The sequence below is a fragment of the Vibrio cortegadensis genome (assembly GCF_024347395.1).
In the GTDB taxonomy this organism is placed as follows: Bacteria; Pseudomonadota; Gammaproteobacteria; order Enterobacterales; family Vibrionaceae; genus Vibrio; species Vibrio cortegadensis.
In genome coordinates, this window is sequence record NZ_AP025472.1 from 101,277 (window position 1) to 125,298 (window position 24,022).

General features: G+C 44.6%; 24 protein-coding genes. 15 read left to right on the forward strand and 9 right to left on the reverse strand.

All coding sequences use genetic code 11. From position 1 onward, the window contains the following. Positions 1 to 166: 166 nt before the first annotated feature. Positions 167 to 808: a DUF2959 domain-containing protein gene (locus tag OCV39_RS00455; protein WP_017053833.1), complete on the reverse strand. Its 642-nt coding sequence runs from the start codon at positions 806 to 808 to the stop codon at positions 167 to 169. 43 nt (positions 809 to 851) lie between these two features. Between OCV39_RS00455 and OCV39_RS00460 the strand changes: the two genes are divergently transcribed. Genes OCV39_RS00460 through OCV39_RS00470 form a run of 3 tightly spaced genes read left to right on the forward strand, consistent with a single transcriptional unit; the run spans position 852 to position 3,153 of the window. Next, positions 852 to 1,790 (forward strand): virulence factor BrkB family protein, encoded by a 939-nt coding sequence (locus OCV39_RS00460; RefSeq protein ID WP_017053832.1) that lies wholly within the window; start codon positions 852 to 854, stop codon positions 1,788 to 1,790. Next, positions 1,762 to 2,196, forward strand: coding sequence for a D-aminoacyl-tRNA deacylase (gene dtd / locus OCV39_RS00465; protein ID WP_261888703.1), 435 nt, complete (start codon positions 1,762 to 1,764; stop codon positions 2,194 to 2,196). Before OCV39_RS00460 ends, dtd begins: the two co-directional genes overlap by 29 nt. A 33-nt stretch (positions 2,197 to 2,229) precedes the next feature. Continuing rightward, positions 2,230 to 3,153, forward strand: a complete 924-nt coding sequence (locus tag OCV39_RS00470; protein ID WP_017053830.1) for a bifunctional GNAT family N-acetyltransferase/hotdog fold thioesterase — start codon at positions 2,230 to 2,232, stop codon at positions 3,151 to 3,153. Positions 3,154 to 3,384: 231 nt separating this feature from the next. On the opposite strand, the gene OCV39_RS00475 is transcribed toward OCV39_RS00470, so the two are convergent. The 4 genes from OCV39_RS00475 to hslR all read right to left on the reverse strand — a co-directional run bounded on the left by OCV39_RS00475 (position 3,385) and on the right by hslR (position 8,878). Next, complete coding sequence (locus OCV39_RS00475; RefSeq protein ID WP_261888704.1) at positions 3,385 to 5,514, reverse strand: AsmA family protein; 2,130 nt, start codon at positions 5,512 to 5,514, stop codon at positions 3,385 to 3,387. Positions 5,515 to 5,624: 110 nt separating this feature from the next. Next, positions 5,625 to 7,250 carry a phosphoenolpyruvate carboxykinase (ATP) gene (pckA, locus tag OCV39_RS00480; protein WP_017052072.1) on the reverse strand — a complete coding sequence of 542 codons (1,626 nt, stop codon included), beginning with the start codon at positions 7,248 to 7,250 and terminating at the stop codon, positions 5,625 to 5,627. Between the two features lie 336 nt (positions 7,251 to 7,586). Next, positions 7,587 to 8,477: an Hsp33 family molecular chaperone HslO gene (gene hslO / locus OCV39_RS00485; protein ID WP_113796180.1), complete on the reverse strand. Its 891-nt coding sequence runs from the start codon at positions 8,475 to 8,477 to the stop codon at positions 7,587 to 7,589. A 14-nt stretch (positions 8,478 to 8,491) separates the two neighbouring features. Beyond that, positions 8,492 to 8,878: a ribosome-associated heat shock protein Hsp15 gene (gene hslR / locus OCV39_RS00490; RefSeq protein ID WP_113796182.1), complete on the reverse strand. Its 387-nt coding sequence runs from the start codon at positions 8,876 to 8,878 to the stop codon at positions 8,492 to 8,494. Positions 8,879 to 9,095: 217 nt separating this feature from the next. On the opposite strand from hslR, the gene gspC reads away from it, so the two are divergent. The 12 genes from gspC to OCV39_RS00550 all read left to right on the forward strand — a co-directional run bounded on the left by gspC (position 9,096) and on the right by OCV39_RS00550 (position 20,703). Continuing rightward, positions 9,096 to 10,025 carry a type II secretion system protein GspC gene (gene gspC, locus OCV39_RS00495; protein ID WP_040887159.1) on the forward strand — a complete coding sequence of 310 codons (930 nt, stop codon included), beginning with the start codon at positions 9,096 to 9,098 and terminating at the stop codon, positions 10,023 to 10,025. An 89-nt stretch (positions 10,026 to 10,114) separates the two neighbouring features. Continuing rightward, positions 10,115 to 12,142: a type II secretion system secretin GspD gene (gene gspD, locus OCV39_RS00500; RefSeq protein WP_171756978.1), complete on the forward strand. Its 2,028-nt coding sequence runs from the start codon at positions 10,115 to 10,117 to the stop codon at positions 12,140 to 12,142. After that, the gene (gene gspE / locus OCV39_RS00505) at positions 12,142 to 13,644 is read left to right on the forward strand and encodes a type II secretion system ATPase GspE (RefSeq protein WP_017052067.1); all 1,503 of its coding nucleotides are present in this window, start codon (positions 12,142 to 12,144) and stop codon (positions 13,642 to 13,644) included. Before gspD ends, gspE begins: the two co-directional genes overlap by 1 nt. Further along, complete coding sequence (gene gspF, locus OCV39_RS00510; protein WP_113796186.1) at positions 13,644 to 14,870, forward strand: type II secretion system inner membrane protein GspF; 1,227 nt, start codon at positions 13,644 to 13,646, stop codon at positions 14,868 to 14,870. The genes gspE and gspF overlap by 1 nt, the downstream gene beginning before the upstream one ends. A 104-nt stretch (positions 14,871 to 14,974) precedes the next feature. Next, positions 14,975 to 15,418 (forward strand): type II secretion system major pseudopilin GspG, encoded by a 444-nt coding sequence (gspG, locus tag OCV39_RS00515; RefSeq protein ID WP_017052065.1) that lies wholly within the window; start codon positions 14,975 to 14,977, stop codon positions 15,416 to 15,418. An 88-nt stretch (positions 15,419 to 15,506) separates the two neighbouring features. Beyond that, complete coding sequence (gene gspH / locus OCV39_RS00520) at positions 15,507 to 16,124, forward strand: type II secretion system minor pseudopilin GspH (protein ID WP_261888705.1); 618 nt, start codon at positions 15,507 to 15,509, stop codon at positions 16,122 to 16,124. Then, a complete protein-coding gene (gene gspI, locus OCV39_RS00525; RefSeq protein ID WP_017052063.1) occupies positions 16,114 to 16,473 on the forward strand; it encodes a type II secretion system minor pseudopilin GspI in 360 nt (119 codons plus the stop codon). Before gspH ends, gspI begins: the two co-directional genes overlap by 11 nt. Then, complete coding sequence (gene gspJ / locus OCV39_RS00530; protein WP_261888706.1) at positions 16,460 to 17,179, forward strand: type II secretion system minor pseudopilin GspJ; 720 nt, start codon at positions 16,460 to 16,462, stop codon at positions 17,177 to 17,179. Before gspI ends, gspJ begins: the two co-directional genes overlap by 14 nt. Beyond that, complete coding sequence (gene gspK / locus OCV39_RS00535) at positions 17,172 to 18,224, forward strand: type II secretion system minor pseudopilin GspK (protein WP_261888707.1); 1,053 nt, start codon at positions 17,172 to 17,174, stop codon at positions 18,222 to 18,224. Before gspJ ends, gspK begins: the two co-directional genes overlap by 8 nt. Next, entirely contained in the window at positions 18,193 to 19,431 is a 1,239-nt protein-coding gene (gspL, locus tag OCV39_RS00540; protein WP_261888708.1) for a type II secretion system protein GspL, read from the forward strand. Before gspK ends, gspL begins: the two co-directional genes overlap by 32 nt. An 11-nt stretch (positions 19,432 to 19,442) precedes the next feature. After that, positions 19,443 to 19,937 (forward strand): type II secretion system protein M, encoded by a 495-nt coding sequence (locus tag OCV39_RS00545; protein WP_261888709.1) that lies wholly within the window; start codon positions 19,443 to 19,445, stop codon positions 19,935 to 19,937. 1 nt (position 19,938) lies between these two features. Further along, positions 19,939 to 20,703: a type II secretion system protein N gene (locus tag OCV39_RS00550; protein WP_261888710.1), complete on the forward strand. Its 765-nt coding sequence runs from the start codon at positions 19,939 to 19,941 to the stop codon at positions 20,701 to 20,703. A 167-nt stretch (positions 20,704 to 20,870) separates the two neighbouring features. Here OCV39_RS00550 and cysQ read toward each other — a convergent pair whose 3' ends face one another. From cysQ to OCV39_RS00570, 4 genes are all read right to left on the reverse strand, one after another. Continuing rightward, a complete protein-coding gene (gene cysQ, locus OCV39_RS00555; RefSeq protein ID WP_017052057.1) occupies positions 20,871 to 21,698 on the reverse strand; it encodes a 3'(2'),5'-bisphosphate nucleotidase CysQ in 828 nt (275 codons plus the stop codon). Positions 21,699 to 21,710: 12 nt separating this feature from the next. After that, the gene (gene nudE, locus OCV39_RS00560) at positions 21,711 to 22,268 is read right to left on the reverse strand and encodes an ADP compounds hydrolase NudE (protein WP_261888711.1); all 558 of its coding nucleotides are present in this window, start codon (positions 22,266 to 22,268) and stop codon (positions 21,711 to 21,713) included. Between the two features lie 324 nt (positions 22,269 to 22,592). Further along, positions 22,593 to 23,177 carry a Fe-S biogenesis protein NfuA gene (gene nfuA, locus OCV39_RS00565; protein WP_029203303.1) on the reverse strand — a complete coding sequence of 195 codons (585 nt, stop codon included), beginning with the start codon at positions 23,175 to 23,177 and terminating at the stop codon, positions 22,593 to 22,595. 119 nt (positions 23,178 to 23,296) lie between these two features. Next, positions 23,297 to 24,004 (reverse strand): ComF family protein, encoded by a 708-nt coding sequence (locus OCV39_RS00570; protein ID WP_261888712.1) that lies wholly within the window; start codon positions 24,002 to 24,004, stop codon positions 23,297 to 23,299. Between the last annotated feature and the right edge of the window lie 18 nt (positions 24,005 to 24,022).

Below are 24,022 nucleotides of genomic sequence, written 5' to 3' on the forward strand. Positions count from 1 at the left end.
AACGCGACAAACATTCTATGCCGCGTCCACTTTGCCTATAAATAATGTTGTTTGCTGTTTTCGTATTTTGCTGTTCAGAGATTTCGCTATTTAGCCGCCTAGTTATTTAGCCGTCTAGTTATTTAGTAGACCCGTTATCTAACAGACCTGCTATTCAACAGCCCAGTTATTTAGCATTCAACTTTTTCAGAAATTTATCGGACTCTGCGATAGCGGTATTCATCTGTTTAATCGCATAACTAATATCTTGCTCCAATGACATAAACTCTCCTTGAAGTGAGCCTATCGCACTCGCGTTTAAGTTATGTTTTAAGTAGAGAGTATTGTCACGCAGTGTATTGAGCACGGGTGTCATTTTTTGCTCTGCACGTTTCATTGCTTTCAGCATCGCCGTGTAAGAGGTTTTGGTCTCACGTAGCTTTTGTTCGCTTGAACGACGTAATTTGCTGCTGGTGTATAAATCTAACTCGGTTTGCCATTCATCAAACAGCGCATCAGAAACATCTTCGATAGCGGCTATTTTATTGCGAACATCTTGTGCCGCTTGCTCGCTGTCTTGGTATTTATCATTTATTTTATTATAAATAGCCTCAAGCTCGCCTCCGTCAAATTTGGTCAGTGCTGATAACGCTTCGAGAGCACTGGTAAACTCTTGTTGAGCATCTTGTTGAGACTCTTTGGCATCCTCAACGCGATCGACCATGATGTCTCGTTTATGGTAGCCGACTTGTTCCATTGCTGAGTAATATGCGCTTTGACATCCACTTAACGTAAAAACTGATAGCAGAATGATAAGTACGTAGGGCATCCTATTTCTCCATACATAGGTATAATCAATTATTAATAAGACTATGAACGAGTTATTTGGGAGATACAAGTTGAGAATCGAACAGATTACACAGCAATTGGTGCCATTTGGACGCTATTTGCTCACGCGAATGAGCCATGACCGAGTCAATGTGAATGCGGGCTACCTTGCTTACATTACGCTGCTTTCGATTGTGCCACTGCTGACTGTTTTGTTATCGATACTGTCTTCATTTCCAGTTTTTGAGAATGTAGGCGTGGTATTACAAAAATTCATCATCACTCATTTTGTCCCTGCGGCGGGAGATGCGGTTCATGGCGCATTAACCGAATTTGTCGCCAATACTGGGAAAATGACGGCAGTTGGCGCTGCATTTTTGTTTATTGCGGCATTAATGTTGATTTCGAATATTGATAAGAATCTTAACTACATTTGGCGAGTGACTGCAAAACGCCGCGCTGTCTTTTCATTTTCAATGTACTGGATGGTATTGACGCTTGGTCCTGTACTGATTGGTGCCAGTATTGCGGCAACATCGTATGTGACCTCTCTCAACTTTCTGGAGAGTGAAACGATCTCTGGGGTATATCACACATTACTTCGCTGGCTGCCTTTTATCCTCTCTTTAAGTACTTTTGTTGGCTTATATCTGTTGGTTCCAAATAAGAAGGTACACATTAGCCATGCGGTGATGGGTGCATTAGTGGCGGCACTGCTTTTTGAGATGAGTAAGAAAGGCTTTGCCCTTTATATAACCCAGTTTCCTTCTTACCAATTGATTTATGGCGCATTAGCCGCAATTCCTATCCTGTTTGTGTGGGTGTATTTATGTTGGTTGATTGTATTAATTGGGGCGGAAGTTACAGCAGCATTAGGCGAAAGTGCTCAGTGGAGTTCGAAGCAAGAAGTGCTAAACTCGACCATAATTAGTGATGAAGAAGAAGGAATTACCAGTGATAGCACTGATCCAAAGAGTAAGTGAAGCCGCTGTTAAAGTGGAAGGTGAAGTCGTTGGTGAGATAGAGCAAGGCTTATTGGTGTTGCTCGGCGTAGAAAGAGATGACGATGAGGCAAAAGCGAAACGCTTGATGGAGCGTGTGACGAATTATCGCGTGTTTGGTGACGATGACGACAAGATGAATTTGAATGTAAAACAAGTCAATGGAAGTGTACTTGTGGTCTCTCAATTTACTTTGCCTGCGGATACAAAGAAAGGCACCCGAGCCGGATTTTCTCGTGGCGCTCACCCTGCCGACGCTGAGCGTTTGTATGATTTCTTTGCTGATCAATGTGAGCAAGTATTGCCAACTGAACGTGGTCGCTTTGCTGCTGATATGAAAGTATCATTAGTTAACGATGGTCCCGTGACGTTTTGGTTGCAGGTATAGCGGTAAATAGGATTTTTCTAAAAAAGGATTTTCATGTTTAAACTTATTACTCCAAAGACGGAGAATCAGCTAAACAAGTACTACCATTTTCGCTGGCAGATGCTACGTGAACCATGGCGGATGCCGATTGGTTCAGAGCGAGATGAGTATGACCCAATGAGCCACCATCGGATGATTGTTGATGGCCGTGGGCGACCTATCGCGGTTGGGCGACTTTACATCACTCCCGATAACGAAGGGCAAATTCGTTTTATGGCGGTGAAAAACTCGGCTCGAAATAAAGGGATGGGATCTCTGCTCCTTGTGACCCTTGAGTCGCTTGCACGTCAAGAAGGGGCTAAACGTCTGGTTTGTAGTGCGCGTGAAGATGCGATTTCATTTTACGAGAAGAATGGTTTTGAAAGCCAAGGCAACTTGAATGACCAACGCGGGCCTGTACGTCATCAACAGATGATTAAACCTCTCGATCCAATGGCAGATGTGCTTCGTCGGCCAGAATGGTGTAGTGAACTGCAAGAACGCTGGGAGAATCATATTCCGATCAGTGACAAGATGGGAATCAAGATCAACCAGTACACGGGATACCAATTCGAGTGCAGTGCGCAGCTCAATCCAAACTTAAACCCACACAACACCATGTTTGCGGGTTCTGCCTTTACCCTCGCGACTTTAACGGGGTGGGGGATGGCTTGGTTATTGATGAAAGAGCGTAACTTGAAAGGGGATATTGTGTTGGCTGATAGCAATATTCGTTACCGCCACCCCGTTGAGGAGAGCCCCGTTGCGATGACTTCTTTAGATGGGATCAGTGGTGATTTGGATCGGCTGGCTTCAGGGCGTAAAGCTCGGATTGTTATCAATGTCACTATCTATAGTGGAGACGTCGCGGCGGTGCAGTTTATTGGAACTTACATGCTGCTACCCAACTACAAAGCGGTGCTAAATAGTAGCATGTAAGCGCAATGATAATAATTGCGCCCTTGTCACGATAGTGGCCAGTTCATTAGTGATGGCCGTATGGATCAATCTTGAATGAGCGGGGTAATATACCAATCGTAGTAAATAACTGGTCATCCTAGCTTGTTAAAATACTCGATAACGGCGTTAGAAATTTTAATTGTAGAATAACTACTTATCGAAAATTTCTGCCTTGTTCTCAAGCATTTTTCCTACGCTTTTTATGACCATTTACTTACTGTGATTGGTATTATCCGTTAAGCATTGATCTTCGGCTTGGCTAATATCAGAAGTCAGCGCTCCAGTGTGTTTCTGACAAGCTTGTTGATACTCTAGCGTAACCTGCTCTTTATTTGGTAACGCTAGATCGTATTGCCCTTCAATCTTCCCATCAATATCACTCCCAATGATGGTGATTTTATTGACATTAATTCGCCCTCGATCCATTTGAATCTGAATATCTGAGATTTCTACAGGGACGGATACCTCTTTCTCATTTTGAGCCATAAACTCCGCTGATGACGTTATGGTTTCATTCTCTTTTAGTTTCTCTTTTAGTTTCTCTTTTAGTTTCTCTTTTAGTTTCTCTTTTAGTTCCTCTTTTAGCTCTTCTTGAGTTTGAGTTTGAGGCTGAGAGGCTTGTGTCGGCAGCGGTTTCGGTGCTATGTGCTGTTGAGGTGGGTTCGCAATCGCAGCATTTCGAATCGAGCCTTGCAGCTGCCCCGTTAAAGAGTGAGCGAACATGAGTTCATCTCCTGCGAGCCCTGACGCGGTGAGTTCGAATTCAGCTAAACCATGCAGTTCAAAAGGTAACTTCAAAGGCTTAACTAGAGGTTGAATGTCTAGCCCATCGACACCAATCTCAAGTTGCCATGGTTGACTCGGCTTAGAAAATGCCATGGTGGCGCTGGCTTCGATATAACCTTGTTGTAAAGGGAAGAATAGGCGATTGAGCCGCCAGTCACCATGCTGACTCTCCATCTCAAAGAGCCCCTGTGAGGCCACAATATTTTGATAGCTGGCACTGTTGGCACTCATGGTTAATGAACCATTCCAGACACCTTGGCGACCTTTCCTGATGAGTTCTAACGACTTTCCTTCCGCACTCATACCTGAGAGTTGCCAAAATGGTTCAGTCGCAAGTTGAATAAATTGGCTACGTTCAATGTTGAGTTGCTCAATAGAGAGTGATTGATAATCGTGAAAAAGCTTGCCTAACCAGTGAGTTGAGTTCTCTTGCTCTGCTATCCATTTGACACCGTTGATCGAGAGATTTTGTAGCTTGGCAGAGTTGGGTGAGAATTTCCCATTAAAAGCAACAAACCCTTGAAGTAAGGAGGCATTGAAATTCGATATCTTAATGGAATTAGGAAAGAAATTCGCTTGAAAACTCGGCTCGATCCACTGCTCTCCTTGATAAATAACACTTTCCGCATTGAGTGATAAATATCCAGAGTCTTGCTGCCAAATGTTCGTTGGAAAAGTGAGATCTTCAATCGAGGCGTCAACATTAATAAGGTGGATGTCATTGAAAGCTAAATCGCTATTTAGGATGTCGACACTATTAAGATCCCAATTCACTGGAGCAATGTTTTCCCAAGGCTTGGCAAGAATACGTTCTACCTGTTTCTGGTTTAGGTTGAGCTTATTGAGAGTGACATTGATGAGTGACCAACGATCATTTAACTGTTCTGCTTGTCCTGATATTTGAGCATCACGCCACTCGAAAGAGAGACCATAAATAGTGCTGCGCTCTTGCTTGTAGTTGCTGCTGATCAGCAGTTGATTGAACGCCTCACCTTGCCAGTAAACCTGGTCAGCACTGAGCTGAACTTTACCAAATGGCATGATCTGGTTGGCGTGCGCCCAAAGTGGTTTTTCTATTTGTATATTCATTCCACGGGCACTGAAATGACCGTCTGAATAATCCAAATTATTGATGGCTAATTGAGAAACTAGGACGTTCTCTGGTGGGTGGGTCGCGTTGATGCCTTGCTGTAGGCTTAACCCGTCAATCAAGACGCTATCAATGGCAAGCTTGCCCTTTTTTATCAGGCGAGAGTCCAGCCAGATATCCACTTGATCAATATAGCTTAGATCTGTTTTGTCAAAACTTACGTCATGCAGAGTGAAGTGAGTTGGGAACTCGTACGTCACTTTTTTAATATGGGTCGGTATCAGGATCGAAGACGATGAGTGTTGAGTGCTAGTGTGTTGACTGGCAAGCCGTTGAGAATAAGAAGAGAGCAGTGAATTAACCAGCGGGGTCGCGTACTGAGTGTGCAATAGGCCTATCAACACACATAACGTGGCCGTTAGCAGCAGAAGCAGAACAATGACTGCTTTAATGGCTCTATTCATTCCCTGATTGCCTTTTTTTCAATATTCAGATTGATACAGTGGCCCAAATTTGATCTTTCATCAACAAAAAAAGCCCCTCAAAAGAGGGGCTTGCTCGTGATTTCTTGGTTTTAGTCTAGTTGAGGGCCTGCTGCAACGAGTGCTTTACCTTCGTCATTATCAGTGTATTGAGCGAAGTTTTTGATAAAGCGTTGTGCTAGATCTTCAGCTTTGCTACTCCACTGTAGTGGATCAACGTAGGTATCACGTGGGTCCAAGATTTCGGCATCAACACCATGTAGAGATGTTGGTACTTCTAAATTGAACATTGGGATAATCTTCGTTTTAGCATCATCGATAGAACCGTCTAAGATAGCGTCAATAATACCGCGAGTATCTTGGATAGAGATACGTTTACCCGTGCCATTCCAACCAGTATTGACAAGGTAAGCTTCCGCGCCAGCCGCTTCCATACGTTTCACCAGTACTTCAGCATACTGAGTTGGGTGAAGTGTTAGGAATGCAGCACCAAATGCAGCAGAGAACGTTGGTGTTGGCTCTGTGATGCCACGCTCTGTACCTGCCAGTTTAGCGGTAAAGCCTGATAGGAAGTGGTACTTCGTTTGTTCTGGCGTCAATTTAGAAACAGGAGGTAGTACACCAAATGCATCAGCGGTTAAGAAAATAACTTTCTGAGCATGGCCTGCTTTTGAAACTGGCTTAACGATATTATCGATGTGGTGAATTGGGTAAGACACACGAGTGTTTTCTGTTTTAGACCCATCATCAAAATCGATAGAGCCATCGCCACGAACTGTCACATTTTCTAGTAGTGCATCACGGCGGATCGCGTTGTAAATGTCAGGTTCCGCTTCTTTTGAAAGACGAATGGTTTTCGCGTAGCAACCGCCTTCAAAGTTAAAGATACCTTCATCATCCCAACCGTGTTCATCATCACCAATGAGCTGACGTTTAGGATCGGTAGATAGAGTCGTTTTACCTGTACCAGAAAGACCAAAGAAGATCGCAACGTCGTCTTTTTCACCAACGTTTGCAGAACAGTGCATAGAAGCGATGCCTTTTAGAGGAAGTAGGTAGTTCATCATTGCGAACATACCTTTTTTCATTTCACCACCGTACCAAGTACCGCCGATGATTTGAACGCGCTCTGTTAGGTTGAAAGCCACGAAGTTTTCAGAGTTAAGACCATGCTCTTTCCACTTAGGATTAGTGGTTTTTGCACCATTCATAACAACGAAATCAGGTTCGAATGAAGCAAGTTCTTCTTCTGAAGGGCGAATGAACATATTTTTAACGAAGTGAGCTTGCCATGCTACTTCAGTAATGAAGCGAACGGCTAGGCGTGTATCTTGGTTCGCGCCACAGTAACCATCGAGTACGAATAGACGTTTGCCTGAAAGCTGCTCAGTGACTAACGCTTTTAGATCGTCCCATACTTCAGGGGTGATAGCTTTGTTGTCATTTTTACCTTGATCAGACCACCACATCGTGTCGCGAGTTGTCTCATCTTTAACGATAAATTTATCTTTTGGTGAGCGTCCAGTAAAGATACCAGTATCAACTGCAACCGCACCTAGTTCCGTTACTACGCCTTTTTCGTAGCCTTCTAAACCTTCGCGCGTTTCTTCAGCAAACAATTGGTCATAACTAGGGTTATGTACAACCTCAGATACGCCAGATAATCCATGTTTTGTCAGATCGATTTGTGCAGCCTTTGTATGTTCCATAACGGTCATAGGTGCTCCTTGTAGGATATTTTGTAGGGATTTTGTAATAATTTTTGTTTTGTAATCTGCTCACCATGCTAACAACGAGATAGGGAGAAAACAGGGATATAGTTCAAAAAATACCCATGTCATATTCGTGGATTTAAGTGTCTCGTCACATATTGGCGCCTATTATTTTATCCTGTCCGCAATCCTTTGCGCTAGAGCTAAATGATTATTACTTTCAAAAAAATAAGTGAGGAATTTGGCCGTTTAAGCCTTGCTATGACTGGGTTTGGATCACAAAAAAGGCCAGCGAAATGCTGGCCTTAGTACGGGTTTTATGTGCTTCTTAATTTATGCAAATTAATGAACAGTGTTGCTATCACTGGCAGCATCGCTGTACATGGTATCTACGTTGCTCTTGTCGAACGTGTAATTCGTGCCGCAGTAATCACAATGTAAAGAAATAGATCCTTCCGATGCAAGAATGTCGTAAACTTCTTCTTTTGCAATCGTCATGATGGCAGATGCACTACGTTCACGTGAACAGCCGCAATGAAATTCCACATCTTGAGGTGTAAATACTTGTACTTTTTCTTGATTATATAAGCGATAAAGCAGCTCATTTGCTTCAAGAGTGAACAGTTCTTCATTTTTAACAGTATTGGTTAGCTGCTCTAGGTGTTCAAAGTCGTTAGGAGAACCTGTTCCATCCGGCATTACCTGCAACAGCATACCCGCTGCATGAGCTTTACCTTGGTGTTCACCTAAGCGAATCCATAGTCGAGTCTTAAGTTGCTCTGAACGCTCAAAGTAACCTTCTAGCACTTGTGCAAGGTTGTCACCCTCTAAGCCGACAACACCTTGGTAGCGTTCGCCCTTCTTCGGAGTAATGGTGATCACTAGGTGGCCTTTACCAATAAGGTCATGTAAACCAGCGTCATCAGCAATATCACCTTCAAAGCGTGCGACACCACGAACTTTCTGATCGTGGTCGCCATTGATTACCGCAAGAGATACGGGACCATCGCCTTGAAGTTGTAGTGTGATTGAACCTTCAAATTTTAACGTTGCCGTTAATAGAGTAGTGGCTACTAGCAATTCACCCAGTAAATTTTGAACGGGTGCTGGGTATTCTTTGCTAGATATAATTTGTTGGTAAGTTTCGTCTAATTGCACTAATTCGCCACGAACCGATAGGTTGTCAAATAGGTAGCGGTTTAAAACGTTTTGTGCCGTTGGTTTCGTTGTCATAAGGGCGATCCAGCTTATTGTTGCTTAAATTTAATGATGTTGCGGCGCTGCTTTTTATCAGGGCGGCGTTCAGGGCTTGGGCTAACGGCATGTAACTTGCGATCTTGTGCATGTTGCTCACGCTTGGCCACGCTTTCTTGTGTTTCTGTATAAAGGGTTTGAGCTTCTGGTGCTCCTCGTCGCTGATCAGAGACTTTCTCGATAGTGACGGTTTTTTCTTCATTTCCTTGACGCAAAGTGATAACTGCCCCAAGTTCAACAATTTTACTTGGTTTACTTCGTTGACCATTATAGTGGACTTTGCCACCATCAACCATGTTACGAGCAACGGAACGAGTCTTGTAAAAACGTGCCGCCCATAACCATTTGTCTAGCCTTACTGCTGATGTTGGGGAACTCATAACGCGAATGTACCTCTAAGTGAGATGGTGAATCGTCATATACTGCTGCTAACAATGGTGATTGCGATCAAATTTTTCAAGGTTACTTGCAAATTCAGTCTTCGCTCTCAGCCTAATTTGTTGACTGTGTTATAGTTCGTCCCTATTTTACCCGCGATAAAATTGGCGGTTAATATGCGTATGGTAGAAAGCCAAGAATGAAGAAGGAATCGAATTTTTGAAACGATTAGAGCTCGGAAGCGGAATCAATAGTAGCCCGCTATATATGCGGTTATTGAATAACGGGCCAGCACTCCAGCAACAGATCAGTTTTGTACTAACACTAGTCTTAATCGCAGCGTCTGCTTGGATACTAGGGCAAATCATATGGTTCGTTCAGCCTCAAAGCGGAGCTCTAGTCCCATGGAAAGCGCAAGTCTCTCAAAACCGTGGTAATCATCAATCGCAGCAGATGGATCTATCTGACTTACAAAGTATCAACCTGTTTGGCGCTTATGATGAAAAAAGACCTCAAGTGATCGCTAAACCTGTTGTGCAAGATGCGCCGAAAACACGTCTTAATCTTGTGCTCGTGGGTGCGGTGGCAAGTTCAAACCCTAATACCAGTTTAGCGGTTATAGCCAATCGCGGTAAGCAAGCGACATACGGTATCAATGAAGAAATTGAAGGCACTCGCGCTAAGTTGAAAGCGGTATTGATCGATCGAGTCATTATTGATAACTCTGGACGAGATGAGACGTTAATGCTCGAAGGGTTAGAGTATAAGAAGCTTTCTGTTTCAGAACCGAGTAATAAAAAAACCGTTTCTAATGTCCGTGGTAACAACCCATCAAGCGCTCGTGATAAGTTAGCCAAGATAAAACAAACGATTACTCGTGATCCACAACAGATATTCCAATACGTTCGTCTATCCCAAGTTAAGCAGGGTGGTAAAGTACGAGGCTATCGCGTTAGCCCGGGTAAAGAGCCAGAGTTATTTCAGTCGGTTGGTTTACAAAGCGGCGATATAGCCACGCAACTGAATGGGTTAGACCTCACCGATCCAAAGGCGATGGGGCAAATATTTAGGTCGATTTCTGATTTGACAGAGCTGAGTCTCACTGTCGAGAGAGATGGACAGCAACACGACATCTATATTGAATTTTAGCGACACCATCATCGATATTGATAACGAATTATACATTTAAGATAAGAAGACAGACTCATGCCACATGGGGTGAGTAGAGGGAGAGGTTCGTGAAACATTGGTTGAAGAAGAGTGCATGGTTGTTAGCGGGATGCTTATTCTGTACTCCAGCGGCTATCGCAAATGATTTTAGTGCGAGTTTTAAAGGAACAGACATTCAAGAATTCATCAATATTGTTGGTCGAAATCTAGAAAAAACCATCATTGTTGATCCTGCCGTTCGAGGAAAAATCGACGTCCGTAGTTACGATGTACTCAATGAAGAGCAGTATTACAGCTTCTTCTTGAACGTATTAGAAGTCTACGGTTTTGCGGTGGTTGAAATGGACACCGGCATCTTGAAAATCATTAAAGCGAAAGATGCAAAAACCTCAGCAATTCCTGTTGTGGGTAATAACGAACGCATTAAAGGCGACAGCGTGATCACTCGTGTTGTGGCGGTGAGAAATGTATCTGTTCGTGAATTATCTCCATTATTACGTCAGCTAAATGATAATGCGGGCGCGGGTAACGTCGTTCACTACGACCCTGCTAACATTATTTTGATTACTGGCCGTGCAGCGGTGGTGAATCGCTTAGCGGAAATCATCAAACGTGTTGACCAAGCGGGTGACAAAGAGATTGAAGTAGTAGAGCTAGCAAATGCCTCTGCTGCTGAAATGGTACGTATTGTTGAAGCGTTAAATAAAACCACCAATACAAAAAATACCCCTGCTTTCTTACAGCCTAAATTGGTGGCCGATGAGCGCACCAACTCTATTCTGATTTCAGGTGACCCGAAAGTGCGTGAACGCCTACGTCGTCTGATTGAACAACTGGATGTTGAAATGGCGACCAAAGGTAATAACCGTGTGGTTTACCTGAAATACGCGAAAGCAGAAGACATGGTGGATGTGCTAAAAGGCGTATCAGACAACCTGCAAGCGGAGAAACAGTCGGGCGGTAAGAACAGTAAAACTAAGCGCGGTGATGTCGTGATTGCGGCGCATAAAGGCACCAATTCTCTCGTGATCACCGCTCCGCCAGATATCATGAATGCGATTCAAGATGTGATTGCTCAGCTTGATATTCGTCGTGCACAAGTGCTGATTGAAGCATTGATTGTTGAGATGTCAGAAGGCGACGGGGTGAACCTAGGTGTTCAGTGGGGCAACCTAGAAACCGGCGCGATGATCCAGTACGGCAACACGGGCGCATCAATCGGCCAAGTGATGGTTGGTTTAGAAGAAGCGAAAGATACAACCAAAACAGAGAGCTATTGGAATTCTACGGACAATAAATGGGAAAGTCGCGAGACAACCGAAGAAGGTGATTACTCTACTTTAGCAAGCGCATTAGGGAAGGTGAACGGCGCAGCCATGAGTGTAGTCATGGGTGACTGGACTGCCTTGATTAGTGCTGTCGCGACAGACTCTAATTCGAATATTCTCTCTTCTCCAAGCATTACAGTGATGGATAATGGCGAAGCTTCCTTCATCGTGGGTGAAGAAGTGCCGGTATTGACGGGTTCAAGTGCGAGTTCGGGTAATGACAACCCATTCCAAACCGTTGATCGTAAAGAAGTGGGCATCAAGCTGAAAGTGGTACCACAAATCAACGAAGGCGACTCGGTTCAGCTACAAATTGAGCAAGAAGTATCGAACGTTCTTGGCGCGAATGGTGCGGTTGATGTCCGTTTTGCTAAACGTCAGCTTAATACGACCGTGATTGTGCAAGATGGACAGATGCTGGTGCTTGGTGGTCTGATTGATGAGCGTGCATTAGAGAGTGAATCTAAAGTGCCGCTATTAGGTGACATTCCGTATTTGGGGCACCTATTTAAATCAACCAGCACTCAAGTTGAGAAAAAGAACCTGATGGTGTTCATTAAGCCAACCATTATTCGTGATGGAATGAGTGCTGATGGCATTACTCAACGTAAATACAACTACATTCGAGCTGAGCAGCTATTCAAAGCGGATCAAGGCTTGAAGTTGATGGATAACAGCTTGATTCCGGTATTGCCTGAGTTTGGTGATGACATTCGTCACCCTGCAGAAATTCAAGCGTTTCTAGATCAAATGAAAGAGACGCAATAATGGTTGATATGTTGGATACGGCGCCAGCTTATCGTCGTCTACCTTTTAGTTTCGCCAACCGATTTAAACTGGTATTGGAGTACGCTCACCCTGAGCGTCCCCCGATCTTGTTTTATGTCGCGCCAATCAAGGCGGCGGCATTAATGGAAGTTCGTCGAGTGCTAAAAGGGGCTTTTACGCCTGAAGCGATTTCAGAAGAGCTGTTTGAAAAAAAACTGACCGATGCCTATCAACGTGATTCGTCGGAAGCGCGTCAGTTAATGGAAGATATCGGAGCCGATAACGATGATTTCTTCTCTCTTGCGGAAGAACTACCACAAGATGAAGACCTACTTGAGTCGGAAGACGACGCACCTATCATTAAATTGATCAACGCCATGCTTGGTGAGGCGATCAAAGAGGGTGCTTCTGATATTCATATTGAGACATTCGAAAAAACCTTATCGATTCGCTTCCGTATCGATGGTGTGTTGCGCGACGTTCTAGCGCCAAGCCGTAAACTCTCACCACTGTTGGTGTCGAGGGTTAAAGTGATGGCGAAGTTGGATATTGCAGAAAAGCGTGTTCCACAAGATGGTCGTATTTCGTTGCGAATCGGTGGTCGAGCGGTGGATGTGCGTGTTTCGACTATGCCATCGTCACACGGTGAGCGTGTGGTAATGCGTCTTTTAGACAAAAACGCGACCCGCTTAGATCTACACAGTTTAGGCATGACAGCCGAAAATCATGAAAACTTCCGCCGTTTGATCAAACGTCCTCACGGTATTATTTTGGTGACGGGCCCGACGGGTTCAGGTAAATCAACCACCTTGTATGCGGGCTTGCAAGAGCTGAATAGCAACGAGCGAAATATCCTCACGGTTGAAGACCCGATTGAATTTGATATCGACGGTATTGGCCAAACTCAAGTTAACCCAAAAGTGGATATGACGTTTGCGCGTGGTTTACGTGCCATTCTTCGTCAAGATCCCGATGTGGTGATGGTCGGGGAAATTCGTGACCTAGAGACGGCGCAAATTGCGGTTCAAGCATCATTAACGGGTCACTTAGTGATGTCGACATTGCACACGAATACCGCTGTTGGTGCGATTACTCGTCTGCGTGATATGGGGATCGAACCTTTCCTCATCTCGTCATCATTATTGGGAGTATTGGCTCAACGCTTAGTGAGAACATTATGTTCAGACTGCAAAGTGCCTTACCAAGCCGATAATGAGCAGAAAAAACTGTTTAATCTCGGCAGTGACCAAGAGTTGGTGCTGTACAAAGCTCATGGTTGTGAGCAGTGTAATAACAAAGGCTACCGTGGCCGAACGGGTATCCATGAACTTCTAATGATAGATGAATCCGTCCAAGAATTGATTCATGGCGAAGCGGGTGAACAAGCGATTGATAAATGCATCCGATCTAAAACGCCAAGTATTCGTGATGATGGTTTAGCGAAAGTGAAACGTGGCATAACCTCGCTTGAAGAAGTTATGCGAGTGACTAAGGAAGCATAATGGCGGCGTTTGAATACAAAGCCTTAAACGAAAAAGGCAGACAGAAAAAAGGGGTTATCGAAGGTGATAATGCTCGTCAAGTTCGCCAGCGTTTAAAAGAGCAAGGCTTAGTCCCGATTGAAGTCGTGGAAACACAGACCAAAGCGAAAGCCGATAAAGCCAGTGGTAAATCTTCAGGTTTTAAGCGTGGCATCAGTACGCCTGATCTCGCTTTGATTACGCGTCAGTTATCGACATTAGTACAATCAGGCATGCCACTTGAAGAGTGCTTAAAAGCCGTTTCTGAGCAGTCTGAAAAACCACGAATTCGCACCATGATGGCCGCTATTCGCTCAAAGGTGACGGAAGGTTACACGTTGGCAGACAGTTTTGCGGATTATCCGCATATTTTTGATGAACTGTTTCGTTCAATGGTTGCTGCGGGTGAAAAATCTGGTCATTTAGATGGCGTTTTGGAGCGACTTGCCGACTATGCTGAAAACCGCCAAAAGATGCGTTCTAAGTTGCAACAAGCGATGATCTATCCGGTTGTGCTTGTCGTCTTCGCCGTGGTGATTGTGTCATTTTTGCTGGCAAGCGTGGTGCCAAAAATCGTCGAACCTATTTTGCAGATGGGTCAAGAGCTGCCTCAATCCACTCAAATACTGCTAGCATCCAGCGAATTTATTCAAAACTGGGGGCTGATGTTGCTCTTTGTGGTCGTGGTCAGCATATATCTTTGCAAGCTTGCCTTGAGTAAACCTAGCATTCGTCTGAGTTGGGATAGAAAAATCCTCTCGATGCCGCTGATCGGAAAGATCTCGAAAGGATTAAACACCTCCCGCTTTGCTCATACATTATCGATTTGTACGTCGAGTGCGATCCCTATTCTGGAAGGGATGAAAGTGGCAGTGGATGTGATGTCGAATCAGTATGTGAAAAATCAAGTCACGGCCGCAGCCGATAATGTGCGCGAAGGTTCGAGTTTGCGTAAAGCCCTTGAACAAACCAAATTGTTCCCACCAATGATGCTGCATATGATCGCCAGTGGTGAACAAAGTGGTCAGTTGGAGCAGATGCTGACACGAGCGGCGAACACGCAAGATCAAAACTTTGAATCTACCGTCAATATCGCGTTGGGTATTTTTACCCCTGCACTGATCGCGTTAATGGCGAGTTTGGTGCTGTTTATTGTGATGGCAACCTTGATGCCAATGCTGGAAATGAATAACTTAATTAGTGGGTAGTGTCGTCAATATACGCAGTCAATTTTACACACTATTAATATAATGCATCGTCAATTTTAGAGCTGTCTTGTCAGCAATTAGAGAATTTTAGTTCGGAGAGAAACATGAAAAATAGAATGAAAAAACAAGCGGGCTTTACACTGTTAGAAGTCATGGTTGTGGTGGTTATCTTAGGCGTACTCGCAAGTTTTGTTGTTCCGAACTTGTTAGGTAACAAAGAGAAAGCCGACCAACAGAAAGCCGTGACCGATATTATCGCGTTAGAAAATGCGTTAGATATGTATAAGCTAGATAACAGCGTTTACCCAACAACAGACCAAGGCTTAGAAGCGTTGGTCACCAAACCAAGCAGCCCTGAGCCACGTAATTACCGTGACAATGGTTACATCAAGCGTCTTCCAAATGACCCATGGGGCAACGAGTACCAATACCTTAGCCCTGGTGATAACGGTAATATTGATATCTTTACGCTTGGTGCTGATGGTCAAGAAGGTGGTGAAGATATTTCAGCCGATATTGGCAACTGGAACATTCAGGACTTTCAATAAGAGATAGCGTGGGTAGCGATTTCGCTGCCCATTTTACTCTTATGAGCCCCGATCAATATCAAGTGATACGGCGGTTATATAACATAGTATGACAATCAAACGAGCCACAGGCTTTACCCTCATTGAGATTATGCTGGTATTGGTACTACTTTCCGTTAGTGCCGTAGCGGTGATCGCGACGCTGCCTGATAATAGTGATGATCTTAGTAAAAAACAGGCTCAACGCTTTTATCAGCGCTTCATGTTACTCAATGAAGAAGCAGTGCTAAGCGGTAAAGATTTTGGTATTCGAGTTGATGAGAGTAAGTCTACTTATGTTTACCTCACGCTGGCGGCTGATGGTTGGCAAGAGCTTGAGATGGACCGAATTCCAGCAGTGACAGAGTTAGATGAAAGTATCGCACTTCAGCTAACCTTGGGCGGTGGTGCGTGGGGAAGTGATGACCGACTTTTTGAGCCGAGCAACTTATTTGATGAGAACATGTTCGGCGGAGATACCCAATCTGACAATCTCTTCGCTGATGAAAAGAAGAAAAAACCTCAAAAACCACCACAACTCTTTTTACTCTCAAGTGGTGAACTGACTCCGTTTGTTTTAGCGATTTATCCCAACGTTGGAGATGCTGCTCAAGATGGTTGGCGTATTTCCGTGAAAGAGACGGGAGCGGTGCATCTACTCACCCCTGGAGAGAGCGATGAAGAATAACCGAACTCGTGGGATGACGTTGTTAGAAGTGCTGGTGGCACTCGCGATTTTTGCGACCGCAGCCATAAGCGTGATTCGATCGGTGACTCAGCATATTAATACTGTCAGCTATCTAGAAGAGAAGATGTTCGCAGGAATGGTGGTTGATAACCAGATGGCGAAAGTACTGCTGAGCACTGATAAGTTAAAAGCTCAGAAAGGCGAAGCTGAAATGGCAGGTAGAACTTGGTATTGGAAAGTAACGCCGGTTAACACCAGTGGCGACTTACTCAAGGCGTTTGATGTGAGTGCTTCATTAGAGAAAGGCGGAAGCCCATTATCGACGGTGAGAAGTTATGTGGTTAAATAAACGATCCTCAAACCGCTCAACCGCGAGTTCATCCATCAAATCTTCAGGCTTTACCCTGATTGAAGTTTTGGTGTCGATAGCCATTTTCTCTACCTTAAGTCTTGCGGCTTATCAGGTGGTGAATCAAATACAGCGCAGTAATGAAGTCTCTTTAGAGCGCAGCACTCGAATTAATGAACTTCAACGTTCACTGGTCATGATGGACAGTGATTTTCGTCAAATGGCGTTGAGGCAGTTCCGTACTGATGGCGAAGAGCCGACATCTGCCCTTCTTCAGTGGCAAGAGTACCTGTTGGACTCTGACGCGAAAGGGGTCATGTTTACTCGTTTGGGTTGGCATAACCCACAACAGCAATTTCCTCGTGGGGAAGTGACTAAAGTCGGCTATCGATTAAAAGAATCCACCCTTGAGCGTGTTTGGTGGCGTTATCCCGATACACCAGCAGGGCAAGCTGGCGTGGTGACACCGCTGCTGACTCAAGTGGAAAGTTTAGATTTACGTTTTTACGATGGAAAAAGCTGGCAGAAACAGTGGCAGAGTAAACTCTCTCTACCCAAAGCCGTTTCTGTGGTGCTAACTCTTGAAGATTTTGGCGAAATTGAGCGGATTTACCTCACGTCGGGCGGAAGCATTAAGCTTCAAGATAATGCTAATTCTCAGGATTCGAGCAGCAGTTCTCAAGTGAGTGGTGGCAACAATGGTTAATACCTCTCGTGTGAAGCTGAAAGCGCTCAATCAACCAAGACGCCGACAAACGGGTGTCGCGTTGATCGTGGTTTTGATGTTACTAGCCATCATGGCTTCCATCGCAGCCAGCATGTCTGAGCGTCTGTTTGTGCAATTTCAGCGTGCCGGAAATCAGGTGAATTACCAGCAAGCCTATTGGTACAGTTTAGGGGTTGAATCGTTAGCAAAAGTGGCGATTGAACAGAGTTACAAAGACAGTGATACCGTGAACCTTAACCAAGGTTGGGCGTTAGAAGAACAAGTGTATCCACTTGATTATGGACAAGTATCTGGGCGAATTCTTGATCGCCAAGCCTGTTTTAATTTGAATGCATTAGCTCAAGTAAAAGCGAATCTTTCGTCTACGGATCGTCCATATTTAGTTAAAGTATTGCAACGGTTGTTAGAGGAATCTGATGTTGAAAATTATTCAGCAGAGGTCATCTCGGATTCGGTGTGGGAATTTGTCGACAGCGATACCAATGTGACCTCCTCTTCTGGTGTAGAAGACAGTACTTATGAAGCGTTGAAACCCTCGTATCTCTCGCCGAATAGTTTAATGGCAGATAGCAGTGAATTGCGAGCGGTGTACCAAGTTAAAGGTGACGTGGTTCAGAACGTCGATAATCTCGTGTGCGCTCTACCAACCGACAATTGGCGTTTAAATGTGAATACACTCGCGCCGGAGCAGGCCACGCTTTTAGTCGCAATGTTTGATCCTGAACTCAGTGAGTCGAATGCTAAAGACTTGATCGAAAGCCGTCCTTTTGATGGTTGGGCAAGTGTGGATGAATTTATGGCAGAGGCCGATATTGCCGCTGTTAATGAGAAAACAAAAAAGCAGGCAAAATCTTACTTAAGTGTAGATAGTGCTTATTTTGAATTGGATGCACAAATTTTAGTGGATGATTCGCGGGTGCGGATCCGAAGCCTTTTGTACAGCGATAATCGGAAAACTGTGACGGTAGTACGCCGTCGTTTTGGAGGGATCAGTGAGCGAGTTTCTGACCGTTCGGCTGAGTAGCGAACATAATGTACCGATCCAATGGCTTGTTTGGTCTACAAACCAAAGTGAAGTGATTGCGAGTGGCCAGTTAGACAGTTATTTACAATTAGAAGAGCTGGTGCCTTATGCACAGCAGAGAACCACGATCGTCTTACTGTCGAGCAGCGATGTGGTTATGACGACGGTTGATATTCCGGCAGGCGCGGCGCGTCAGTTTGAAAGTATGTTGCCTTATTTGGTGGAAGATGAGATCGCTCAAGATGCCGATGAGCTGCATTTTAGTGTCTTAGAGAAATCAGGTCAGAAAGCGTCAGTTTGTGGGGTTGATCAGAATTGGCTCAGCCAAATATTAGGTCAATTCAAACAGCTTGGTATTGAGATCAAAAAAGTCTTACCGGATGGATTAGCACTGCCAGTCGTAGACAAAGGTATGAGTGCGGTGCAGGTTGGTCAGCAGTGGTTGATGCGCAAAAATGCTTATCAAGCGGTGGCGGTTGATCAAGATTGGCTTCCACTGTTCTGCCAGTCAGATTGGTTTTTAGGATCGGAAGCGGATACTGAAGGTGCTGCTGAGCAAAGTATACAGTGCTACAGCGAACTGCCCGACGAATCCGTGTTAGTTGGCTCAACCTGTAAGTGGGAGCAGCAGCCAGCAACGCTTGTGATGCAGATCCTCGCGCAAGAGGCGATAGCCAGCTCTATCAACTTATTAACGGGCCACTTTAAACCCAAGTCATCATTACTGAAATACTGGAAAACGTGGCAAAAAGTCGCGATTGCTAGCACCTTTTTGATCGCCGTTTTAGCTACGCAGCAAGTGTTACTCGTTAATCAGTATGAAGCTCAGGTGAAAGCTTATCGCGCCGAAAGTGAACGCATTTTCCGTAGCGTGTTCCCTGATAAAAGAAAGATCCCAACGGTGAGTTACCTAAAGCGTCAAATGACGACTGAGCAGCAACGCTTGTCTGGTTCTGGCCAAGCGGATTCCATGCTTACATGGATAAACCTACTGCCTAAAACGTTGGGGACCATCTCTAGTATTGAGTTGCAAAGCTTAAAATATGATGGCAATCGTGGCGAAGTTCGCCTCCAAGCAAGCGGTGCCGATTTCCAAAATTTTGAACAAGCACGAGTTAAGTTGTCTGAACAATTTAATGTTGAACAAGGCCAACTGAATCGCACCGGTGATTCAGTGATGGGCAGTTTCGTCTTAAAGCGTAAGTGAGGGAGAAAACAGTGAAGAATTTACTTTCCTTACTACAAACGTGGTGGACTAGTATTAGCCAGCGTGAGCAGCGATTAGTGATTGGTTGCTCAGTGTTACTTACAATTGGCGTGATTTACTGGGGGCTGTTGCAACCATTGAATGTACGAGCGGAACAGGCTCAACTTCGTATCACCAGTGAGAAACAGCTGCTTAGTTGGGTAGAAAATAAAGCGGATGAAATCGTTGCGTTACGCAGTGCTGGCGGCATTAAAGTCTCTAATCAGCCACTTAACCAGATTATTTCTTCCTCGACTCGAGGTTATAAAATTGAATTAATTCGGGTTCAACCTCGTAATGAAATGCTACAGGTTTGGATTAAACCTGTGCCTTTCAATCAGTTCCTCTCTTGGATCGCTTATCTAAAAGATCAGAAAGGGGTTGAGGTTGAATTTATGGATATTGACCGCTCAGAAAAACCGGGTGTGATTGATGTGAATAGACTCCAATTTAAGCGAGGCAATTGAAGTGAAACGCGGGATTCTTTATAGCGTCATATTTGTATTGGTATTCTCAGTCAGTTTGTTGGCTCATCTACCCATCTCTTTTGTACTGCAACACATGCCGAGCGTTCGAGGGCTTAAAATCGAAGGCGCTCAAGGTACGGTTTGGCAGGGTCGAGCGGATCAAGTGAGTTGGCAGAAGCGAAATTATGGTGCTGCAAAATGGGATTTTCAATTAAGCCAACTATTCCAAGCGAAAGCTGAATTTGCCGTCCGCTTTGGACGTGGCAGTGATATTGGGCTGCATGGTAAAGGCATGGTTGGGTATGGTTTGTCGGGCCCTTATGCGGAGAGTGTTGTGGCGTCAATGCCAGCAGAGCAAGCATTAGCCTTATCTCCTATGCCAATTCCCGTTCCTGTGACTCTGAATGGTCAATTGGAGCTAACCATTAAGCAGATGACTTACGCGAGCCCTTGGTGCCAAGCGGGTGAAGGTTCACTGGCGTGGAGTAGTAGCAGTGTTGAATCGCCAATTGGAAGCCTTGATTTAGGGCCAGTGATTGCCGACTTTACTTGTGCGGATAGTAAGATCAGTGCGAAGGGTGGACAGCAGAGTTCCAATGTTAGCAGTGAATTTACCGGTGAGTTAACCCCTAACCGTCGTTATAGCAGCCAAGCGTGGTTTAAACCTGGCTCCGAATTCCCAGCGGCTATGAAGTCACAATTAAAATGGTTAGGTAATCCTGATGGACAAGGTAAGTATCAGTTTAACTACCAAGGCCGTTTTTAAGCGATGTTTCTCAGAATCTGGTTAGGTTAGCTGTCACTGGCTAGGTCTAGCTGAGACGGATTACGTTTCGCTGAAACTGAGCTGTGTATTGCTTCTGCACTTAATAAAAATCCCTCGCACTTGTCGAGGGATTTTTGTTTGCATGAATGCCAGTGAGTATGGAGTGATTAATCTTTCACTTGCAGAATATTGTCCCAAGGTAGGGCTTCATCACCGATAACAATAAAGTTAGGGTTCTCCAATGTATCTCTTTCGTTGTATGAGAGTGGATCCAGTAGGGTACTTAATATTCGGCCACCGGCCTCTTCAACGATGCATTGAGTCGCGGCGGTATCCCACTCTCCAGTCGGTCCTAAACGAAGGTAACAGTCTACAGCTCCTTCTGCGACTAAGCACGCTTTGAGTGCCGCAGAGCCGAGAGGGACAAGATCATAATTCCACTGAGCGCTCATGCGATTGGTGATGCAATTGATGTCTTGGCGACGGCTGATCGCGATGGCAATAGATTGCTGACTGCCTTCATGCTTGTGAGTTTTAATCTTAACGCTCTCAGCCATGTCAGGGATTTTCCATGCCCCTTTCCCTTGATAGGCATAATAGGTGACACCAGACACTGGCGCATATACTACACCCATCACCGGTTTGTTATTTTCGACAAGAGCGATGATGGTTGCGAAGTCACCACTACGAGCAATAAATTCTTGGGTGCCATCAAGAGGGTCAACCAACCAGTATCGATTCCATTGAGAGCGCTGTTCGAAGCTGATATCGGTATCTTCTTCAGAAAGAACCGGAATGTCTGGCGTGAGCTCGGTCAGTCGCTCCATGATCAATTTATGCGCGGCAAGATCGGCACTCGTTACTGGAGTTTCATCACTTTTAGTAAACGCTTCATACTGTTTGGATTCGTAGATATCTAGAATCAACTGTCCAGCAGAACGAGCGACTTCAATGACTGATGGAATAAGATGAGACAAATCTTTTGTAATGGGCATAAACGTTCCTATTTATTCTCCGAGTGTCGGTAAAGCTCGCAATGTGAGTAGTAGCGCAGTAATGCTTCTGGCTTCGCAAAAATCTAAATGAGTCAGTAACTCTTCGGCTTGTGCCAGTGGCCAACGTACTATTTCCAGTGGCTCTGGTTCATCCCCTTCCAGTGTTTGTGGGTAAAGGCCTTGAGCGATGAACAGCGTCATTTTACTGGAAAAATAAGAGGGGGCGAGAATGACCTCTTTTAACGGTGTTAGTTTGTGACTACCAAAACCTATCTCTTCTTTTAATTCACGATCTGCAGCTTGCAACGCGGTTTCACCTGCATCAATGAGCCCTTTTGGAAAGCCTAGCTCATAACGTTCCGTTCCGGCAGCATATTCACGCACTAATAAAATATCACCGCGTTCCGTAATAGGAACCATCATGACTGCGTGGCGACCACTCGGTTTCATGCGTTCATAGGTTCGTTCAACCCCATTAGAGAAACGCAGATCCATTGATTCGATAGAGAATAGTTTTGATTGAGCGACGACCTGTTGAGCCAGAATCTCAGGCCCTTTCTTTTTGCTCATGTTCGCTCACTCCTTAGCGTTGGTCACTTTCAATGATGAGAGCCTCTAATATATGGGAAAAAGTGATGATTTGGAAAGGGTGAGTTTTTAAGCAATCGATTTATTTATAAATATATATCAGTAATGAGGGCTCTATTCGTAAAGTGTCACAACAGAATCGTTTTACTGCCGGAACTGGGGCGTCACCTATTTTGAGAAGGGCATTCATTCATCGGTGATGTTCAGGTAAAGAAAAGGCTGACACTTTCATGTCAGCCTCTCAATATTTGGGTTGGAACTACTTTTTTCTAAGTAAACGCTTTCTTAGTAGTAAGCACTCTCTTCTTAGTAGTAAGAGTGCTCGCCACGATCGTGCTCTGTTGCATCACGAACCGCCGTTAGTTCACCTTCGAACTGTTGAAGCAGCTCTTTCTCGATGCCTTCTTTTAAAGTGACATCAACCATAGAACAACCGTTACAACCGCCACCAAAGGCAACAATTGCTGCGCCATCTTCAGTGATCTCAACAAGGCTTACGTGACCGCCGTGGCCTGCCAGTTGTGGGTTAACTTGAGTTTGGATGGCGTATTCTACACGTTCCATCAGTGATGCATCGTCAGCCACTTTGCGCATTTTCGCATTTGGCGCTTTTAGCGTTAACTGAGAACCCATCTTATCAGTGACAAAGTCAATCTCTGCTTCATCTAGGAAAGGTAAGCTCAGCTCATCAACATACGCTGAAAAGTGTTCAAAAGGTAGCTGTGTATCCGTGGATTCAATCGCTTCTTGTGGGCAGTAAGATACGCCACACTCTGCGTTTTGAGTTCCAGGGTTAACCACGAATACGCGAATATTCGTGCCTTCAGGCTGCTGACCTAATAGGTTAGCAAAATGAGATTGAGCAGTTTCTGTAATTGTAATATTTGACACGACGAATACCTGAGTAAAATTGTAGGTTATTAGCACCATTCTACTCCTGTCAGAATATGAATTCAGCCCTTTTTTATTCTAATTCACCTCTTGTTATAACCAAATGAATCGCAAGAGTTTTAGCTGGCTGGTTCAGGAGTACGGCATACACAGTAAATATCAATTCTTTCGACGCCCACTTCAAGTAGTAATTTACATAAATGTCGTACTGTACATCCTGTGGTAACGACATCATCAACAATCGCGACGTGAGAAGCCTTTGGTATCCGTGATAATTGGAACGCTTGATGAAGGTTCACTTGCCTCTGCTCTTTAGATAACCCCTGTTGTGCGGGGGTAGACCGAGTGCGAATAAAAGCTTGTTTAAGGTGGATTGAGTTTGGGGATTGTTTTGCCAGATAGTGAGCGAGCAGTTCACTCTGATTGAAACCTCTTCTTATGTATCGTTGCCAATGTAAGGGGACGCCAGTGATGATGGGAGCGGGTTGATCAATGTTATTAGCGAGTAGTCGAGCCAAGTTTTTAGCGAACCAGTATTTCTTTTGATACTTAAATTGATGAACGTAGCCAGAGGTCGGGAAAGTGTAATCATTGACACAATATAAGCGGTGCCATAACGGTGGGTTTGATAAGCAGTTACCGCATTGATCTACCGTCGTTAAGGTGGGGATCCCACAACGTAGGCAGCGGGGTTGAGACTGAAAGTATTGATAGCAGTGCTGGCACCACATGTCCGTTACCAAGCGATTCTCTATATTGAGCCCGCACAAATGGCACTGGCTTAATCGGTTGAGGAGTGTGGTTTTTTCTCGCCAATGAGATAACATGAATTTCACTTAATAGAT

What these genes read in the sequence shown, in the direction of transcription:
- OCV39_RS00455 (WP_017053833.1), bottom strand. Translation starts at nt 808, where the DNA reads ATGCCCTACGTACTTATCATTCTGCTATCAGTTTTTACGTTAAGTGGA.
- OCV39_RS00460 (WP_017053832.1), top strand. Translation starts at nt 852, where the DNA reads ATGAACGAGTTATTTGGGAGATACAAGTTGAGAATCGAACAGATTACA.
- OCV39_RS00470 (WP_017053830.1), top strand. Translation starts at nt 2,230, where the DNA reads ATGTTTAAACTTATTACTCCAAAGACGGAGAATCAGCTAAACAAGTAC.
- OCV39_RS00475 (WP_261888704.1), bottom strand. Translation starts at nt 5,514, where the DNA reads ATGAATAGAGCCATTAAAGCAGTCATTGTTCTGCTTCTGCTGCTAACG.
- pckA (WP_017052072.1), bottom strand. Translation starts at nt 7,250, where the DNA reads ATGACCGTTATGGAACATACAAAGGCTGCACAAATCGATCTGACAAAA.
- hslO (WP_113796180.1), bottom strand. Translation starts at nt 8,477, where the DNA reads ATGACAACGAAACCAACGGCACAAAACGTTTTAAACCGCTACCTATTT.
- hslR (WP_113796182.1), bottom strand. Translation starts at nt 8,878, where the DNA reads ATGAGTTCCCCAACATCAGCAGTAAGGCTAGACAAATGGTTATGGGCG.
- gspE (WP_017052067.1), top strand. Translation starts at nt 12,142, where the DNA reads ATGGTTGATATGTTGGATACGGCGCCAGCTTATCGTCGTCTACCTTTT.
- gspF (WP_113796186.1), top strand. Translation starts at nt 13,644, where the DNA reads ATGGCGGCGTTTGAATACAAAGCCTTAAACGAAAAAGGCAGACAGAAA.
- gspG (WP_017052065.1), top strand. Translation starts at nt 14,975, where the DNA reads ATGAAAAATAGAATGAAAAAACAAGCGGGCTTTACACTGTTAGAAGTC.
- gspH (WP_261888705.1), top strand. Translation starts at nt 15,507, where the DNA reads ATGACAATCAAACGAGCCACAGGCTTTACCCTCATTGAGATTATGCTG.
- gspI (WP_017052063.1), top strand. Translation starts at nt 16,114, where the DNA reads ATGAAGAATAACCGAACTCGTGGGATGACGTTGTTAGAAGTGCTGGTG.
- gspJ (WP_261888706.1), top strand. Translation starts at nt 16,460, where the DNA reads ATGTGGTTAAATAAACGATCCTCAAACCGCTCAACCGCGAGTTCATCC.
- gspK (WP_261888707.1), top strand. Translation starts at nt 17,172, where the DNA reads ATGGTTAATACCTCTCGTGTGAAGCTGAAAGCGCTCAATCAACCAAGA.
- cysQ (WP_017052057.1), bottom strand. Translation starts at nt 21,698, where the DNA reads ATGCCCATTACAAAAGATTTGTCTCATCTTATTCCATCAGTCATTGAA.
- nudE (WP_261888711.1), bottom strand. Translation starts at nt 22,268, where the DNA reads ATGAGCAAAAAGAAAGGGCCTGAGATTCTGGCTCAACAGGTCGTCGCT.
- OCV39_RS00570 (WP_261888712.1), bottom strand. Translation starts at nt 24,004, where the DNA reads ATGTTATCTCATTGGCGAGAAAAAACCACACTCCTCAACCGATTAAGC.